We start from the raw sequence: 17,536 nt of genomic DNA on the forward strand, positions 1-17,536 counted from the left end.
ATGAAAAATGAAAAATACAATAAAACAAGTTTTCCATTCCGGAAAATTCCTGTTCGGATTTGTAATCTTTATGTTTATACTGCTTACAGTTATTATCTATCCTTTATTTGTAACGGCTGATCCGCTGCAGATGATAGGACAGGGTAACTTCTTCAAACCCGGTACATACGTATCCGTTGAGGAATCAACGCTGGAAAAATCTTACACCTTACAGATTCCCAAGCAGTTCTCAAAGCTCGAGATGGTTCTTGATGTAGATACAAGAGCAAAGATTCAGGAATTCCTTATTAAGCAGGGAGTTGCTGAAGCAGATATCGATGTAACTGATGCAGAAGGTCTTGTGGCACTCTGGAAAGCAAATTATGATCCCAATACAAAGTATAAGGGATATACAACTGCCAAGAGAAAAGCGCTAAAGAGACTTGATAATCAGATTACAGCAGCTATGAAGGATTCAGGAGTTATCGTTGCTGAAAAGGACGAAGAGGGTAATCTTCAGCAGAGCAAGGTGATTAAGGATACAGATTATGTAAATATTAAGGATGTATCTAAGAAAACCTTCCTCCTTGGAACCGATAACTTTGGACGTGATGTCCTTACGGAGCTTGTTGCAGCAACAAAATCTTCACTGAAGATCGGTCTTCTTGCAGGACTTATTGCAACAGCTATCGGACTTTTGCTTGGTCTTCTTGCAGGTTATATGGGCGGACTTGCTGATAACATCATCATTTTCATCACAAACCTGTTTACAGTTATTCCCTCCTTCGTAATCCTTATCCTCATTTCTTATTCAGTAGGAGATAAGGCAAGAGGTATTGCAATGGTTGGTATCATCATCGGTCTGACATCATGGCCCTGGACGACACGTTCCGTTCGTTCACAGGTTATATCACTCAGAAACCGTGATCACGTTAATTTGTCAAAACTGTCAGGACACAGCATGTTCAGGATCATCTTCACAGATATCCTTCCTTACATCGCATCCTACGTTGTTATGGCTATGATCCTGCAGATTTCATCAGGAATCCTTGCAGAAGCACAGCTGTCAATGATCGGACTTGGTCCTGCAACAACAAAGACAGCAACTCTGGGACTTATGATGCAGTGGGCAATGCAGTATTCTGCACACCTCAATGGTTCTTGGTGGGCATATTTCCCGGTAGTAATACTCATCGCACTTATTTCGTTCTCACTGAACCTTATGAATACAGGAATGGATCAGGTATTCAACCCGCAGCTGCGTGACTGATCGTAATCCGGAACAAAAGGTAACTGTGAATCTCACTTAAAAGAAAAGGAAAAGGTTAATAATGGGAAAAGTAATGCTTGAGGTTAAAGACCTCAAAACTAAATATATAACCAGATTCCATGAGGACGTATATGCGGTTGACGGTGTTTCCCTTAAAGTAGAAGAGGGAAAGTCACTCGGTATTGCCGGTGAGTCCGGATGTGGTAAATCCACACTTGCATTGTCACTTATGGGTTATTATTTCGCACCGCTTCATTATATAAGTGGTGACATAATCGTAGACGGTCAGACAATTTCTAACATGAAGCCCGACGATGTTCGTCGTAAAATTCTCGGTAACGAGATCGCGTACATCCCTCAGGCAGCTATGAATGCTCTGAACCCTACTCAGAAAATCATTCGTTTTATCGAGGATGTTATTCATGCACATGGAATCAAGATGTCCAAGAAGGATATCTATGACATGGCAAGAGAGCGTTTTGCTGAACTCGGACTTCCCGAAGAGGTTCTTGAGAAGCATGCGGTAGAGCTTTCAGGTGGTATGAAACAGCGTACAGTTATAGCTATTTCAACAATCCTTTCACCTAAGGTACTTATCGCCGATGAGCCTTCATCAGCGCTTGACGTTACATCTCAGAAGATGGTTATCCGTATGATGAGACAGCTCATGGAAAAGGGCTTCATCAAATCCATGATTTTCATCACACACGAGCTGCCGCTTCTTTATAACGTTACTGATGATATAGCAGTTATGTATGCCGGCCAGTTTGTTGAGCTTGGAACAGCAAAGCAGATGGTATTTGATCCTATTCATCCGTACGCTAAGGGTCTTATGGGATCTATCATCGTTCCTGAGGAGGGTATGAAAGCTCACAACCTTACAGCTCTTCCCGGAACTCCTCCGAACTTGAAAAATCCGCCTAAGGGCTGCAGATTTGCACCCAGATGTAAATATGCGGTTCCTACCTGTACCGCTATGGCACCGGATGAGAAAGAATTTGAGAATGGCAGATGTTATCGCTGCCTGATGTCAGTAAGAAAACTAAGGGAGGTATATTCAAATGGAAGCGACAGCAAACCAGAACCAGAAACAGACTTCGACTGATACCAATAAGCCCGCTCCGAAGCCTTGCCTCTCAGGTAGAGGACTTACTAAGATATTCGGTGTCGGTAAGGTACAGACCGTAGCAGTTGACCATGTAGACTTTGATTTCAACGAGGGTGAGATCATCTCAATCGTTGGAGAGTCAGGAAGCGGAAAGACAACACTTTCCAAGATGCTTCTCGGTCTTATCAGTACTACAGAGGGTACCATTGAATATCAGGGAAAACCTCGTGATATCAGTACAAATGCTAAAAAGAAGGAATACTGGAAGAATATTCAGCCGATTTTCCAGGATCCGTTTTCATCCTACAACATCTTCTACAAGATCGATGCGGTTCTTGATGACTGCCTTAATATGAGAGGCTTCAAGAATCTTCCTGAGGAGCAGAAGATACAGATGAAGACAGAGGCCTGCAGCTTCGTTAACCTGAAGTATGCAGAGCTCACAAATAAGTATCCTTTCGAGCTTTCAGGCGGACAGATGCAGAGACTTATGATCGCACGTATCTTCCTTCTCAAGCCGAAGATCCTTATGGCAGATGAGCCCACATCCATGATCGATGCCTGCTCAAGAGCTACAATCCTTGATATGCTCTTAAAGCTTCGTGATGAGATCAACATGACTATTATCTTTATCACACACGATATCGGTCTTGCATATTACATCTCCGATAAGGTTTACATCATGGAGCATGGTAAGTTTGTTGAGTCCGGTACAGCAGAGGATGTAATTATCAATCCTCAGGCTGATTACACAAAGAGACTTATCAGCGATGTACCTAAGATCTATGAAAAGTGGGATCTTGATACTGTTGTAAACTAAATAAGTATAAGAACCATTTCTTATAGTAAATATTCCTCCCTTCAGGTAGAAACAAGTTTCTTCTTCTACCTGGCAGGGAGGATAATTTTTACCCTGAAGGAGCTTTGAATTGCAAACAGTATTTTTAATAAAAAAATAAGATTTAAAGACGTTTAAATATCCCGTGAACTGTTGAAAGTACTATTGATTTCATTTATCATATATAAGCACGATTTTTATGTAAATCATACTGTTTTCTATAATAATAAACACGAAAACAGAGAAAGGAATAAATAAATGAAAAGAGCAAATGTATGGACAAAGTACACTGCAAAACAGCTTAAGGAAGTAGAGGCTTTTGCTGATGATTATAAGAACTTCCTTGATAATGCAAAGACAGAGCGCGAAGCAATCGACTGCATTGTTAATGAAATAGAGGAGGCGGGCTACCGCGAGCTTAACACGCTTATTGGATCTAAGACAAAGCTTAAGAAGGGTGATAAGGTTTACAGTGTTTGGATGAACAAATCCATCGCAATGTTCCAGATTGGTTCAGAGCCTTTGGAGAATGGTATGAATATTCTCGGTGCGCATATCGACTCTCCCAGAATGGATGTTAAGCAGAATCCGCTTTATGAGGATGGCGGCTTTGCCTATCTTGATACACATTACTACGGCGGAATCAAGAAGTATCTTTATGTAGCAATTCCGCTTTCACTTCACGGCGTTGTTGTTAAGAAGGACGGTACCACTGTTCAGCTTAATGTCGGTGAGGATGAGGATGATCCGGTATTTTTTGTAAGCGATCTACTTATCCACCTCTCAGGTGATCTTATGAGCAAGAAGGCTGCTCAGGTTGTAGAGGGAGAGGCTCTTGATCTTGTAATCGGTAACAGACCTTTTGTTGTTGAGAGTGATGAAAAGAAGAAGGCAGAGAAGAGAAACTCTAAGCTTACAGAGGGTCAGCAGTATGCTGTAGATTATGAGAAGGCAGAGAAGGAAGAGAGTGGCAAGGTTTCAGGTGCAGTTAAGCGCGGAATCCTTGGAATCTTAAATGACCTTTACGGAATAGAGGAGGAGGATTTCCTCTCAGCAGAACTTGAAATCGTTCCTGCAGGTAAGGCAAGAGATGCAGGCTTTGACCGCTCAATGATCCTTGGCTATGGTCAGGATGACAGAGTGTGTGCTTTCCCTTCAATGAGAGCACTCCTTGGAGTAAAGAACTTAAAGAGAACAGGCTGCTGCATTCTGGTTGATAAAGAAGAGATCGGCAGCGTTGGTGCTACAGGTATGCAGTCACGCTTCTTTGAGAATGCTGTTGCAGAGCTCATGAACCTCTGCGGTGATTACAACGATCTTAAGCTCAGAAGATGTCTTGCAAATTCCTGCATGCTTTCATCTGATGTTAATGCAGGCTTTGATCCTATGTACGCAGGCCAGTTTGAGAAGAAGAATGCATCCTTCCTCAGCCTTGGCCCGGTACTTAGTAAGTTCACCGGAAGCCGTGGAAAGTCCGGATCAAATGATGCAAACGCAGAGTTTTTAGCACATATCAGAAGCATTTTTGAAGAGGATGATATTACTTTCCAGACTGCCGAGCTTGGTAAGGTAGATGTAGGCGGTGGCGGAACTATCGCTTATATCCTTGCTCTTTACGGAATGAACGTAATTGATGCCGGTGTTGCTGTACTCAATATGCATGCACCTTGGGAGGCAACCTCCAAGGCTGATATATATGAAGCGCTTCGCGCCTACAAGACATTCCTTAATAAAGCAAGTCTGATGAATCAATAATTTATGCCCTCATCCGTCAGCGAAGCTGACGGATGAGGGGATTTTAGGAGAATACTTTGAACATAGAAACATCTACAAATGACCCTAACCTGGGTCTTCGCACCAGCGATTATTATTTTGATCTTCCTGAGGAACTGATAGCACAGGATCCGCTTCCCGCACGTGATGATGCTAAGCTCCTTGTGATGAATAAAAAGACAGGCAATATCGAACATAAGATATTCCATGATATTATCGATTATCTTAAGCCCGGTGACTGCCTTGTTCTCAATGATACAAAGGTTATACCGGCAAGACTTCTTGGAACAAAGAAGGATACCGGTGCTGCAGTCGAGATTCTTCTTTTAAAGAGAAGAGAGAACGATATCTGGGAGACTCTTGTTAAACCCGGTAAAAAGCTTCGCCCCGGTGCGGAGGTTACTTTTGGAGAAGGACTTTTAAACGCAAAGATCCTTGATATTGTTGAAGAAGGTAACAGACTCGTTCAGTTTTCATACGAAGGAATTTTTGAAGAGGTCCTTGATAAGCTTGGAGAGATGCCGCTTCCTCCTTATATTACGCATAAGCTTCAGGATAAAAATATGTACCAGACGGTTTATGCAAAATATGAGGGATCAGCAGCTGCGCCTACAGCGGGACTTCATTTTACCAATGATCTTCTTGAGAAAATTCAGGACAAGGGAATTGATCTTGCTTACGTAACGCTCCATGTTGGACTCGGAACCTTCAGACCGGTTAAGGTTACAAATGTTCTTGAGCACCATATGCATACCGAATGGTATCAGGTGAATGCAGAGGCAGCTGAGAAAATCAATAAGGCAAAAGAGAGCGGACATCGTGTTATCTGCGTTGGTACAACCAGCTGCAGAACCATTGAAAGCGCAGCAGATGAGAACGGACATATTGAGCCCTGTGCGGACAATACTTCTATTTTTATTTATCCCGGTTACAACTTTAAGGTGACAGATTGCCTTATTACTAATTTCCATCTTCCGGAATCAACTCTGGTCATGCTTGTTTCGGCACTTGCAGGCAGAGAGAATGTTTTGAATGCATATGAGGAAGCTATAAGTAAACGGTACAGATTCTTTAGTTTTGGTGATGCTTGTTTCTTTACGGATGACGAGATTTAGGCTATAGTAATACTATATCTTATTCGAGGGGGATATTATGGAAGAAAGACGTAAATACAAAAGACTTGATCTGGACGGAGAGCTTTTAATGAGCCCTATCGGTAGTACTCAGGAACCGGAGGCTGTGGCTATTTCAGTTATGAACTGTTCACGTGCAGGAATGGGTTTTCAGTCAGATCTCCAGCTAACAATGGGAGACAATTACGAGTGTAATCTTACCATCTGGACCAAAGAGGTTCTTCATGTTTTTATTAAAATTGTACGAGGAACAGCTCTTGAGGACAGCTATGAGTATGGGGCTATTTTCATCGGAATGCCCGAGTATGACAGACAGAGGATCTCGGTGTACGAGACTGTTCAGGATACGCTCGATGAAATGTAGGGGTTAGAATCATGCGTGATTTTAAGAATTTGCAGATCGCGGTTGCAGGTGCCGGTTATGTGGGACTTTCAATCGCGACTTTGTTGTCACAAAAACATAAAGTGACTGTTGTGGATGTCATTCAGGAAAAGGTGGATATGCTCGAAAAGAGGATTTCACCGATTCAGGACGAATACATCGAAAAATATTTTAAAGAAAAAGATTTGGATCTGCATGCGACAAAAGACGGTGAGGCTGCTTATCGTGATGCAGATTTTGTAGTCATTGCAGCACCGACTAACTACGACAGCAAGAAGAATTATTTTGATACAAGTGCGGTAGAGGCTGTTATCAATCTTGTTCAGAAGGTTAATCCTGATGCGTATATGGTTATAAAAAGTACCATCCCTGTTGGATATACTGAGAAGATCAGAAATAAGACCGGCTCTGACAAGATTCTTTTCAGTCCGGAGTTTCTCAGAGAATCCAAGGCGCTCTATGACAATTTATATCCAAGCCGAATTATTGTAGGAACGGATATGGATGATGAAGATCTGACAAATGCCGCTCATATATTTGCAGAGCTTTTGAATGAGGGAGCACTCAAGGAAAATGTTGATGTTCTCTTTATGGGCTTTACTGAGGCAGAAGCTGTAAAGCTTTTTGCAAATACCTATCTTGCGCTGCGTGTTTCGTATTTCAACGAACTTGATACTTATGCGGAGATGAAGGGACTTGATACAGACAAGATCATCAAGGGAGTTTGTCTTGATCCCAGAATTGGTGATTTCTATAATAACCCCTCCTTTGGCTATGGTGGATACTGCCTGCCAAAGGATACAAAACAGCTTCTTGCAAACTATTCGGATGTTCCGGAAAACCTCATTGAGGCTATTGTTGAATCAAACAGAACACGAAAGGACTTCATCGCTGACAGAGTGCTTGATATCGCCGGCGCCTATGGCAATAGCGAAGCCTATGATGCAGCACGTGAACACGAAGTTATCATAGGCGTTTACAGACTTACTATGAAGAGCAATTCCGATAATTTCCGTCAGAGCAGTATCCAGGGAGTTATGAAGCGAATCAAAGCAAAAGGCGCTACCGTTATTATTTATGAGCCTTCCCTTGAAAATGGGACAACCTTCTTTGGAAGCCTTGTGGTTAATGACCTTGATGAATTCAAAAAGAAAAGCGGCGCCATTATCGCCAACCGCTATGATTCTTGCCTTGACGATGTAAGCGATAAAGTATATACAAGAGATATCTTCAAAAGGGATTAAAAAAACAAAGCCCCCGAAAAATATATTCATAACCATACGATTATGCGCGCAGCGCAACAAGGATGCGAATGAATATATTTTCCGGGGGCGTATTATTTATTTTGGGGCGTATTATTCTATTTGATTTTCGCACTTTAACGTGGTATAGTGTTTACTGTTCGTAGTATTTATTGCAATTTAATTTCGTACTTCCAGGAGAGTAATTTAATAATGATTAATGATAATCTGACCTGCGGTTTTATAGGTCTTGGTCTTATAGGTGGCTCAATGGCCAGAGCCCTTAAGGCTAAAATGCCTGAAATACGCATTATTTCATATACACCACATCCGGAGACCTCATTAAAAGCGAAAGAGGATGGTATTGTGGATGTGGCCTGTGACAAGGTTGATGAGAGATTTTCCGAATGTGACTACATCTTTTTATGCGCACCGATTGAAAGAAATAATGATAATCTTGCATTGATAAAGCCATACCTCAATCCCAAAACGACTCTTACCGACATCGGTTCGGTTAAAACAAGTATACATGAGCATGTAAAAGAGCTTGGATTGGAAGAGCAGTTTATCGGCGGTCATCCGATGGCCGGTACTGAGAGGATTGGTTACATAAACTCAAAGGCTTCCATTTTGGAAAATGCTTTTTATATACTTACAAAGACAGAAAAAACTTCTGATGAGAGACTTGAAAATTACAGAGAGCTTGTGGAGCTTATGGGAGCAACGCCGCTTATTATCCCTTATGAGCAGCATGATTTCATTACAGCTGCTGTAAGCCATGTACCTCATGTTATAAGCGGATGTCTTGTTAATCTTGTCCATGACAGTGATTCGGAAGACGGACTTATGAAAATGATTGCGGCCGGCGGCTTTAAGGATATCACCAGAATTTCATCCTCATCCCCGGTGATGCTGCAGCAGATATGTCTTACAAATCACAAGAACATATCCACACTTTTGGATACATATATAGATTATCTGAACAGAATGAAGCAGGTGATTGATAAGGTTGATGGCGATGGCCTCATGGACTTTTTCTCATCAGCCAGAGAGTACAGGGATTCCTTCAATGATCTCAGAAGAGGACCCATTCAGAAGACCTATGTTATCAGAGTTGATATTGCGGATGAACCCGGTAATATTGCCTCTGTTGCAACGCTTCTTTCTGTTAACGGAATCAATATCAAAAATATTGGAATCGTTCATAACCGTGAGTTCGAGCATGGTACTCTTAGCATAGAATTCCACGATGATAAGGCTATGGAAAAGGCGCTAACACTTTTGGAAGCTCATGGATATCCGTCAGTTGACTGATACATTTTTGACACTATATTAAGGCTTGAAAAAAGAGGGAATTAACAATGATCAGTATTGAAAAAAGTTCAAAACCATTAACGGGTAATGTTTTTGTTCCCGGGGACAAATCAATTTCACACAGAAGTATTATGTTTGGGGCTTTATCAGAGGGAACCACTGAAATAACAGGCTTCCTCAAAAGCGGAGATTGTCTTTCTACAATAGAATGTTTTAAAAAGTTGGGCATTCTGATTGAACATTCTCAAAGACCGATGAACGGTGTTCCTACAATAACAGTTCACGGAAAAGGACTTCATGGCCTGAAGAAACCTGATTCTACACTCTATACAGGTAATAGTGGTACAACTACCAGACTATTATCCGGTATTCTTGCAGCGCAGCCTTTTGATTCTATGATCACAGGCGACAGTTCAATCGAAAAGAGACCCATGAACAGAATTATCAAACCACTTTCGCAGATGGGAGCGGATATCAGTTCTGCGATGGGGAATGACTGCGCACCGCTTATAATAAAAGGTGATAAGAAACTTCATGGTATTTCCTATCATAGTCCTGTAGCATCAGCCCAGGTAAAATCAGCAATTGTGCTTGCCGGTCTTTATTCCGACAGTGACACAGTGGTTTATGAACCTGCACTTAGCAGAAATCATACAGAGCTTATGCTTCGTGCTTTTGGTGCGGACATACACAACGAAGTCGACGTCAGGGGAAGCTCTGCTACAATCCTTCATCCCGGCATGCCGCTTCGCGGAACCAAGATAAATGTTCCGGGCGACATATCCTCCGCGGCATACTTTATCGCTGCAGCGCTTCTTGTACCCGGCTCTGACGTAGTCATTCATAATGTTGGAATCAATAAAACAAGATCAGGAATACTCAGCATCCTTACTCAGATGGGCGCTGATATTCAGCTTGAGAATGTGAATGAATCCATAGAACCAAGAGCAGATCTTCATGTTCGTTATTCGGAACTTCATGGCAATGAAAATGGAAGATTCGAAGTTGGTGGAAAACTTATTCCCACTATGATAGACGAACTTCCGATATTTGCTGTTATAGCAGCAACAGCTAACTGCACAACCATCATTAAGGATGCAGCAGAACTAAAGGTAAAGGAATCTAACCGTATTGATTCTGTTTGCAACAACCTCAAGGCTATGGGCGCTGACGTTGAGCCCACCGACGATGGCATGATAATCCATGGCGGAAAACCGCTTCACGGTACAGATATTGATTCCGATGCCGATCATCGCATAGCCATGAGTTTCGCCGTTGCAGCCCTTGCTGCCGAAGGCACCACCCGAATCCTTGATGACAAATGTGTAGGAATATCCTATCCGGAATTCTTTAAGGACCTTAGATCTTTAATTAATTGAAAATATCATTTTGAAAGTTTTGATAATCTGCCTCACACCCCTTTTTTATAAGGCTGGGCATGGTGCTCAAGTTCGCAACTGTTTTATGGCCCGAGACGTGGGTGGGAGAACAAAAATGGTTTATTGAAAGCCAGAGATGTGGATGCAAATCACGACGTAGACGAAAACGTAAATTTATCACATCTACATATCAGGCTTATATATAACATAGAGTCTACCACCCACATCTCGGGCTCTATCATAAGTTGTGCAAATTTGATGGAATTACTTGTATTGTTTGTACAATTTTAGTAAAATGTTCCTATAGGGTTTGGGGGAAATCTAAATATTCTTCATTAAATTTTCCCAACATAATTTAAGACTTGGAGGAGCAAGAGATGAAAGTTTACACAAGTGACAAAATACGCAATGTCGTACTCTTAGGCCACGGGGGAGCCGGAAAGACTTCACTCGCTGAAGCTATGGCTTACCTCGCAGGAATTACTTCCCGTATGGGCAAAGTTGCTGATGGAAATACAGTCAGTGATTTTGATAAAGAGGAACAAAAGCGTCAGTTTTCAATTAGCACATCTACAATTGCATTGGAGTGGGATGATCATAAGATCAATCTCCTTGATGCGCCCGGATTCTTTGACTTCGTCGGAGAAGTACAGGAAGCTATGAGTGTTGCCGATGCAGCTATTATCGTAGTTTCCGGTAAGGCAGGAGTTGAAGTAGGAACAGAGAGAGCATGGGATCTTTGCGAGAAGTATGGTATTCCGCGTATGTTCTTTGTTTCTGATATGGATATCGATGATGCTTCCTACAGACAGGTTGTTCAGGATCTTACAGATAAGTATGGTAAGAAGATAGCTCCGTTCAACATGCCTTCTCGTGAAAATGAGAAGTTTGTCGGCTATGTAAATATAATTCAGGAAAAGGGCTTCCGTTGGGAAGGTAAGGATGCGGTAGAGTGTGAAGTTCCCGAGTATAACAAGGAATACATGCAGCAGTATCGTGACACTCTTATGGAAGCAGTTGCTGAGACCAGTGAAGAATTCATGGACAGATACTTCAGCGGCGATACTTTCTCAGAGCAGGAGATCAGATCAGCACTCAGAACCAACGTATGTGACGGATCCATTGTTCCTATCGAGATGGGATCAAGTATCCTTGCACAGGGTGTTTACACACTTCTTGACGATATTGTTAAGTATATGCCGGCTCCCGAGAACCGTAAGATGGCCGGAATTAACATGAAGACCAATGAGATTTTCGAAGCTAACTTCGATTTCTCCAAGCCGAAGACAGCTTTCGTATTTAAGACCATGATGGATCCTTTTATTGGAAAATACTCCATGATCAAGGTTCGTTCAGGCGTTATCAAGACTGATGACATAATGTACGATTCCAATAAGGATACAGAAGTTAAGATTGGTAAGATATATGTAATGCAGGGTAATAAGACTATCGAGGTTCCCGAGCTTCATGCAGGTGATTTCGGTGCTCTTCAGAAACTTGATGTATCCACAGGTGACACACTTTCAACCAAGGCTAATCCTGTACAGTATGCACCTATGGATATTTCACAGCCCTATACATACATGAGATATAAGGCTCAGAATAAGGCTGATATTGATAAGATTGCTCAGTCTCTGGCTAAGCTTTCTGCTGAGGATGCTACTCTTAAGGTTGTAAACGATGCAGAGAATCATCAGTCACTTATCTACGGTATGGGTGATATGCACCTTGAAATCGCAGTAAGTAAGCTTCTCAACGAGTATAAGGTAGCTGTTGATCTCGATAAGCCGAAGGTAGCTTTCAGAGAGACTATCCGCAAGAATTCTGATGTGGAATACAAATATAAGAAGCAGACCGGTGGACACGGCCAGTACGGACACGTTAAGATGCGCTTCGAGCCTTCAGGTGACGACAGCAAGGCTTATATATTTGATCAGGTTGTAGTAGGCGGAGCTGTTCCGAAGAACTACTTCCCGGCAGTTGAAAAGGGTATTGCTGAGGCTTCCCAGAGAGGACCTCTTGCAGCTTATCCCGTTGTTGGTGTTAAGGCTACTCTTTATGATGGATCCTATCACCCGGTAGATTCATCTGAAATGGCTTTCAAGGTTGCAGCAAGCAATGCCTTCAAGAAGGGCTTCATGGATGCAACTCCCGTACTTCTTGAGCCTATTGCTTCACTCAAGGTGACTGTTCCGGATTCATTCACCGGAGATGTAATGGGTGATCTCAATAAGAGAAGAGGACGCGTGCTCGGCATGAATCCTACAGGTGATGGCAAGCAGGTTATTGAGGCTGATGTTCCCATGATGGAACTCTTTGGATATTGCACAACGCTTCGTTCCATGACCGGCGGTGCAGGTGACTATGAGTATAGCTTCGCTCGCTACGAACAGGCTCCTCAGGATATTCAGGCTAAGGAAGTAGCAGCTAGAGCTGAGAAGGTTAAGGAGAATGGCATCGAAGATTAATCTCTTACAGAGAATCTTTAAGGATTTGCTATTTTGAATTTTATTAGCTGACATTCTATATACGGAATGTCAGCTATTTTATTGTTATTTTATAGTTTCTTTAAATCGTACTTATATCTTTATGTTACGATAAATTTGAAGATGTATAACTATGAGTTTTTATAAATCATTTTCTTATGAGGGGTTAAAATATGCCGCATTTTGGTATGCACATAGGCTTAAGATATGACATTATTGGAGAGTATGCCAGCCTTCTTCTTGCTATTCTTTTGCTGGTTTTCATGTCACTGACTAGGCCTAAAAAATCAAAAAGCTATAAATTCCTTGTTCTTGGAGCCTTGACAGCCATAGTGGCAACGGCTACGCAGATAATGATTGTTGAAGTGGCAAGTAACGTTTCTGTCTACTACAACAGGTCAACTTTTACTGCACTTCTTACCTTTTTCCTGGTGCTTTACGCGGCTATTCTTGTCTTGATTTTTAATTACATAAATCTCATGAGCGAAAAGAGATTAAAGAAACGTTCTGTAATTATTATGCTCTATGTTTCCATTGCGCTTTTTTATTTTTCAGGCGTAGTCTATCAGGTTGCAATGAAAAGCCTTTATTTTGTCAGGACAGATGGTATTGATATTACACATTTCACAACTTTTTATTGCATGATGGGCATGTTGTGTGCAGTCATATGTTTTATTGTAGTCATGATCAGAAGACGCACCATAGCTCGAATTGTAATAAGAGGAGTTCTGATTGTCGTGCCTCTCGATATTATAGTTCTCATTTTGCAGATTATCGACAAAAGAGCTATTTTCAGTGCGTCGACCTACGTCATCCCTTTGGTTGCTTTCTATCTGCTATTCCATTCAAATCCTTATGATGAGGATACCGGATGTCAGAATGTGAGTGCAATGGAAAGCAGGTTTATTACTGATATAAGAAGAAACAGAATTTTTTATTTGGCTTATATAGATTTCCCGCAGCTTACAGATACATCCTTTAGTCCGGATTATGAGATGCTCTCTATAGAAATGGCAAGAGTATGTAGGGAGATAGAAAGAATTTCAAGAAAAATACAGCTGTATAGAATTAGTTTTGGAACCTTTATGGCTCTTATCGAGACAAAAGAACGTTCAGATGCTCAGAATTATTCCGAACAAATGCGGGATATTCTTGATGCATTTCACGACAGAACAGAGGACCATTTCCACTATTTTCTTGGGGTATGCGGAGACAGTAGGAGATTTTCTTCTGTCGGTAACAAATGGACGCAGCTGTTCATGATGTATATCAAACAAACAAAGCTTATTGATGGTGAGAATGTTTATTATTTTGCAAACGGTTCGGATTTCAGAGATTTTGATGAGATTTATAAGATTGAACAGACTCTTCTTGATGTCAGAATGAAGATGGATGCAGAAGATGAGCGTATTATCTGCTATGCGCAGCCTATTTATAGTGTAGACAAAGATGAGTTCAGATCTGCAGAGGCACTTATGAGATTGAACATAGATGGAAAGATGATTCCTCCGGATATGTTTATTCCAATTGCGGAGAGGAATAATTGTATTCATGCGCTCACTGTAATAATGATACATAAAGTATGCAAGGCAGTTGAAAAATTGTCTTTGGAATATGATTTTGATGCAATAACCATAAATTGCTCTACTGCAGATTTTACCGATAAGACTTTTTATAAGGAAATTCTAGACATAATTCATGGCTATAACATTGACCAGAAGATGATCAGACTTGAATTAACCGAGTCTATGATGGCAGAAAACTATGAGGCAGTTAAGCATAATATGGATATGCTTAACCGCGAAGGAATTCATCTTTATATGGATGACTTCGGAACCGGCTATTCCAATCTTGAGAGAGTTGTTGACGTGCCTGTTCAGACAATCAAGTTTGATAAATCCCTGTTATACAAGTCAATTAAGGATGACAGGGTTGATGATATCATTTCCTATATGATCGAGTTTTTCAAGAAAAACGGCTTTGTCACACTTATTGAAGGTGTAGAGGATGAGTCACAAAAGAAGTACAGTATTGATCGTGGTTTTGATTATATTCAGGGCTATCACTATGCTAAGCCCGGCCCGATCGAAAGTCTGAGTAAATATTTTAAACATAAGTAATCTGCGATAATCTGCAGAATCCTTGAATTATGATACTTCGGTATGGTAAAATCTTGACTATGTTTATAATTTCAATAAAAGCCGAGGTATCATAAATGTCAGAGTTATACAATCACAAAGAAGTTGAACAGAAATGGCAAAAGGTTTGGGATGATGAGAATGCATTTGCTGCAAGTAATGATTATTCCAAGCCTAAGTATTATGCGCTTGTTGAGTTTCCGTATCCTTCAGGACAGGGACTCCATGTAGGTCATCCCAGACCGTATACAGCGCTTGATATTGTTGCGCGTAAGCGCAGAATGCAGGGATATAATGTTCTTTATCCCATGGGATGGGACGCTTTCGGTCTTCCTACAGAGAACTATGCGATCAAGAATCATATTCACCCTAAGATCGTTACAGCCAATAATGTAAAGAAGTTCAAGAATCAGCTTCATTCTTTGGGTTATTCCTTTGACTGGAACAGAGAAATAAATACAACAGATCCCGATTACTACAAGTGGACACAGTGGATTTTCCTTAAGCTTTTCAAGGAGGGTCTTGCTTATAAAAAGGAGATGCCCATCAACTGGTGTACATCCTGTAAAGTTGGCCTTGCCAACGAGGAAGTTGTAAACGGCGTATGTGAGCGCTGTGGATCTGAGGTTGTCCGCAAGGTTAAGAGTGAGTGGATGCTTAAGATTACAGAGTATGCTGACAAGCTTATCGATGGCCTTGATGGTGTTGATTATATCGAGCGAGTAAAGGTCTCCCAGAAAAACTGGATTGGACGTTCAACCGGTGCTGAGGTTGATTTCGAGATTGCCGGTACTGAGGATAAGCTTACTGTTTACACTACAAGATGTGATACCCTTTTCGGAGCAACATACATGGTAGTTTCTCCCGAACATCCTTATCTTGATAAGTACAAGGACAAGATAAATAATTTTGATGCTATTCTTGCATACAGAGAAGAAGCTGCAAAGAAATCCGACTTTGAGCGTGCCGAGCTTGCAAAGGATAAGACCGGTGTTGAAATTGATGGTCTTAAGGCAATAAATCCCGTAAACGGAAAAGAGATTCCGATCTGGGTTTCCGATTATGTACTTATGAGCTATGGTACAGGTGCTATTATGGCGGTTCCTGCTCATGATGACAGAGACTGGGAGTTTGCAAAGAAATTCGGTCTTCCTATTATTCAGGTTGTGGCTAAGGATGGGGAAGAGGTTGATGTTAATGAAGCAGCATTTACAGATGTTGCCACAGGCGTTCTTATCAACTCAGACTTCATCAACGGCCTTTCCGTAAATGATGCCAAGGAAAAGATGATTTCATTCCTTGAGGAAAAGAAAATCGGTCATGCGCAGGTTAATTATAAGCTTCGTGACTGGGTATTCTCCCGTCAGAGATACTGGGGCGAGCCTATTCCGATTGTTGAATGTGAGAAGTGTGGATTTGTTCCGATTGATGAATCAGAGCTTCCTCTTCTTCTTCCCGAAGTAGACAGCTATGAGCCTACGGATAACGGTGAATCACCGCTTGCAGCTATGACAGACTGGGTTAATACCACATGCCCTTGCTGCGGAGGCCCTGCTAAGAGAGAGACCGATACCATGCCTCAGTGGGCAGGTTCATCCTGGTACTTCCTCAGATACACAGATCCTACAAACAAGGAAGCACTTGCAAGTAAGGAAGCACTTAAGTACTGGCTTCCCGTTGACTGGTATAACGGAGGAATGGAGCATACAACTCTTCATCTTCTGTATTCCAGATTCTGGCATAAGTTCCTCTATGATCAAGGCGTAGTACCTACATCAGAGCCTTATCAGAAGAGAACCAGCCACGGTATGATCCTTGGTGAGAATGGCGAGAAGATGAGTAAATCCCGCGGTAATGTCGTTAATCCCGATGATATCGTTGAGGATTACGGCGCTGATACACTCAGAACCTATGAGATGTTCATCGGTGCATTCGATCTTGCTGCATCATGGTCAGAGGATGGTGTTAAGGGCTGTCGCAGATTCCTTGAAAGAGTTTGGAAGCTCCAGGATATTATGGTAGACGGCGATGAGTACTCAGAAGAACTTAAGGGTGAGATGCACAGAACAATCAAGAAGGTTTCAAGTGACTTCGAGAACCTTAAGTACAACACAGCAATTGCAGCAATGATGTCACTTATAAATGATTTTTATAAGAAAAATGCTGTTACTAAGGCTGAGTATAAGACTCTCATTACAATGCTTAATCCTGTTGCACCCCATATCACTGAGGAGATATGGCAGAGGATCGGCGGAGAGGGCAGACTCTATCAGCAGACATGGCCTGAGTTTGATGAGGCGCTTACAGTTGAAAACACTGTAGAAATTGCTGTACAGGTTAACGGTAAGGTAAGAGCTACAATTTCAATCGGTAAGGACGATCCTAAGGATGAGGTTCTTGCCAAGGCAAGAGAGGCTATATCCGGAAAATTTGATGGCAATATTATCAAAGAGATCTATGTACCCGGAAAGATTTGCAACATTGTTATGAAGTGA

12 protein-coding genes are annotated in these 17,536 nt (G+C 41.6%); all 12 read left to right on the forward strand.

What is annotated here, in order from left to right:
- The first annotated feature begins 7 nt into the window (after positions 1-7).
- Entirely contained in the window at positions 8-1,249 is a 1,242-nt protein-coding gene (locus G596_RS0100300) for an ABC transporter permease (RefSeq protein WP_022759825.1), read from the forward strand.
- A 61-nt stretch (positions 1,250-1,310) separates the two neighbouring features.
- Complete coding sequence (locus tag G596_RS20335; protein WP_022759826.1) at positions 1,311-2,354, forward strand: ABC transporter ATP-binding protein; 1,044 nt, start codon at positions 1,311-1,313, stop codon at positions 2,352-2,354.
- Positions 2,311-3,177: an ABC transporter ATP-binding protein gene (locus G596_RS20340; RefSeq protein WP_022759827.1), complete on the forward strand. Its 867-nt coding sequence runs from the start codon at positions 2,311-2,313 to the stop codon at positions 3,175-3,177. The genes G596_RS20335 and G596_RS20340 overlap by 44 nt, the downstream gene beginning before the upstream one ends.
- A gap of 276 nt (positions 3,178-3,453) precedes the next feature.
- The gene (locus G596_RS0100315) at positions 3,454-4,950 is read left to right on the forward strand and encodes an aminopeptidase (protein WP_022759828.1); all 1,497 of its coding nucleotides are present in this window, start codon (positions 3,454-3,456) and stop codon (positions 4,948-4,950) included.
- A gap of 56 nt (positions 4,951-5,006) precedes the next feature.
- Complete coding sequence (gene queA, locus G596_RS0100320; RefSeq protein ID WP_022759829.1) at positions 5,007-6,083, forward strand: tRNA preQ1(34) S-adenosylmethionine ribosyltransferase-isomerase QueA; 1,077 nt, start codon at positions 5,007-5,009, stop codon at positions 6,081-6,083.
- A gap of 37 nt (positions 6,084-6,120) precedes the next feature.
- Positions 6,121-6,465 carry a PilZ domain-containing protein gene (locus G596_RS0100325; protein ID WP_022759830.1) on the forward strand — a complete coding sequence of 115 codons (345 nt, stop codon included), beginning with the start codon at positions 6,121-6,123 and terminating at the stop codon, positions 6,463-6,465.
- A gap of 11 nt (positions 6,466-6,476) precedes the next feature.
- Positions 6,477-7,727, forward strand: coding sequence for a nucleotide sugar dehydrogenase (locus G596_RS0100330; RefSeq protein ID WP_022759831.1), 1,251 nt, complete (start codon positions 6,477-6,479; stop codon positions 7,725-7,727).
- Positions 7,728-7,937: 210 nt separating this feature from the next.
- Positions 7,938-9,038 carry a prephenate dehydrogenase/arogenate dehydrogenase family protein gene (locus G596_RS0100335; protein ID WP_022759832.1) on the forward strand — a complete coding sequence of 367 codons (1,101 nt, stop codon included), beginning with the start codon at positions 7,938-7,940 and terminating at the stop codon, positions 9,036-9,038.
- Between the two features lie 47 nt (positions 9,039-9,085).
- A complete protein-coding gene (gene aroA / locus G596_RS0100340; RefSeq protein WP_022759833.1) occupies positions 9,086-10,417 on the forward strand; it encodes a 3-phosphoshikimate 1-carboxyvinyltransferase in 1,332 nt (443 codons plus the stop codon).
- 377 nt (positions 10,418-10,794) lie between these two features.
- Positions 10,795-12,885 carry an elongation factor G gene (locus G596_RS0100345; protein WP_022759834.1) on the forward strand — a complete coding sequence of 697 codons (2,091 nt, stop codon included), beginning with the start codon at positions 10,795-10,797 and terminating at the stop codon, positions 12,883-12,885.
- A gap of 191 nt (positions 12,886-13,076) precedes the next feature.
- Positions 13,077-15,023: an EAL domain-containing protein gene (locus G596_RS0100350; protein WP_022759835.1), complete on the forward strand. Its 1,947-nt coding sequence runs from the start codon at positions 13,077-13,079 to the stop codon at positions 15,021-15,023.
- 95 nt (positions 15,024-15,118) lie between these two features.
- The gene (gene leuS, locus G596_RS0100355; protein ID WP_022759836.1) at positions 15,119-17,536 is read left to right on the forward strand and encodes a leucine--tRNA ligase; all 2,418 of its coding nucleotides are present in this window, start codon (positions 15,119-15,121) and stop codon (positions 17,534-17,536) included.

The organism is Butyrivibrio sp. AD3002, from assembly GCF_000420905.1.
In the GTDB taxonomy this organism is placed as follows: Bacteria; Bacillota; Clostridia; order Lachnospirales; family Lachnospiraceae; genus Butyrivibrio.

Coding starts and splice junctions, on each gene's coding strand:
- G596_RS0100300 (WP_022759825.1), top strand. CDS start 8: ATGAAAAATACAATAAAACAAGTTTTCCATTCCGGAAAATTCCTGTTC.
- G596_RS20335 (WP_022759826.1), top strand. CDS start 1,311: ATGGGAAAAGTAATGCTTGAGGTTAAAGACCTCAAAACTAAATATATA.
- G596_RS20340 (WP_022759827.1), top strand. CDS start 2,311: ATGGAAGCGACAGCAAACCAGAACCAGAAACAGACTTCGACTGATACC.
- G596_RS0100315 (WP_022759828.1), top strand. CDS start 3,454: ATGAAAAGAGCAAATGTATGGACAAAGTACACTGCAAAACAGCTTAAG.
- G596_RS0100325 (WP_022759830.1), top strand. CDS start 6,121: ATGGAAGAAAGACGTAAATACAAAAGACTTGATCTGGACGGAGAGCTT.
- G596_RS0100330 (WP_022759831.1), top strand. CDS start 6,477: ATGCGTGATTTTAAGAATTTGCAGATCGCGGTTGCAGGTGCCGGTTAT.
- G596_RS0100335 (WP_022759832.1), top strand. CDS start 7,938: ATGATTAATGATAATCTGACCTGCGGTTTTATAGGTCTTGGTCTTATA.
- aroA (WP_022759833.1), top strand. CDS start 9,086: ATGATCAGTATTGAAAAAAGTTCAAAACCATTAACGGGTAATGTTTTT.
- G596_RS0100345 (WP_022759834.1), top strand. CDS start 10,795: ATGAAAGTTTACACAAGTGACAAAATACGCAATGTCGTACTCTTAGGC.
- G596_RS0100350 (WP_022759835.1), top strand. CDS start 13,077: ATGCCGCATTTTGGTATGCACATAGGCTTAAGATATGACATTATTGGA.
- leuS (WP_022759836.1), top strand. CDS start 15,119: ATGTCAGAGTTATACAATCACAAAGAAGTTGAACAGAAATGGCAAAAG.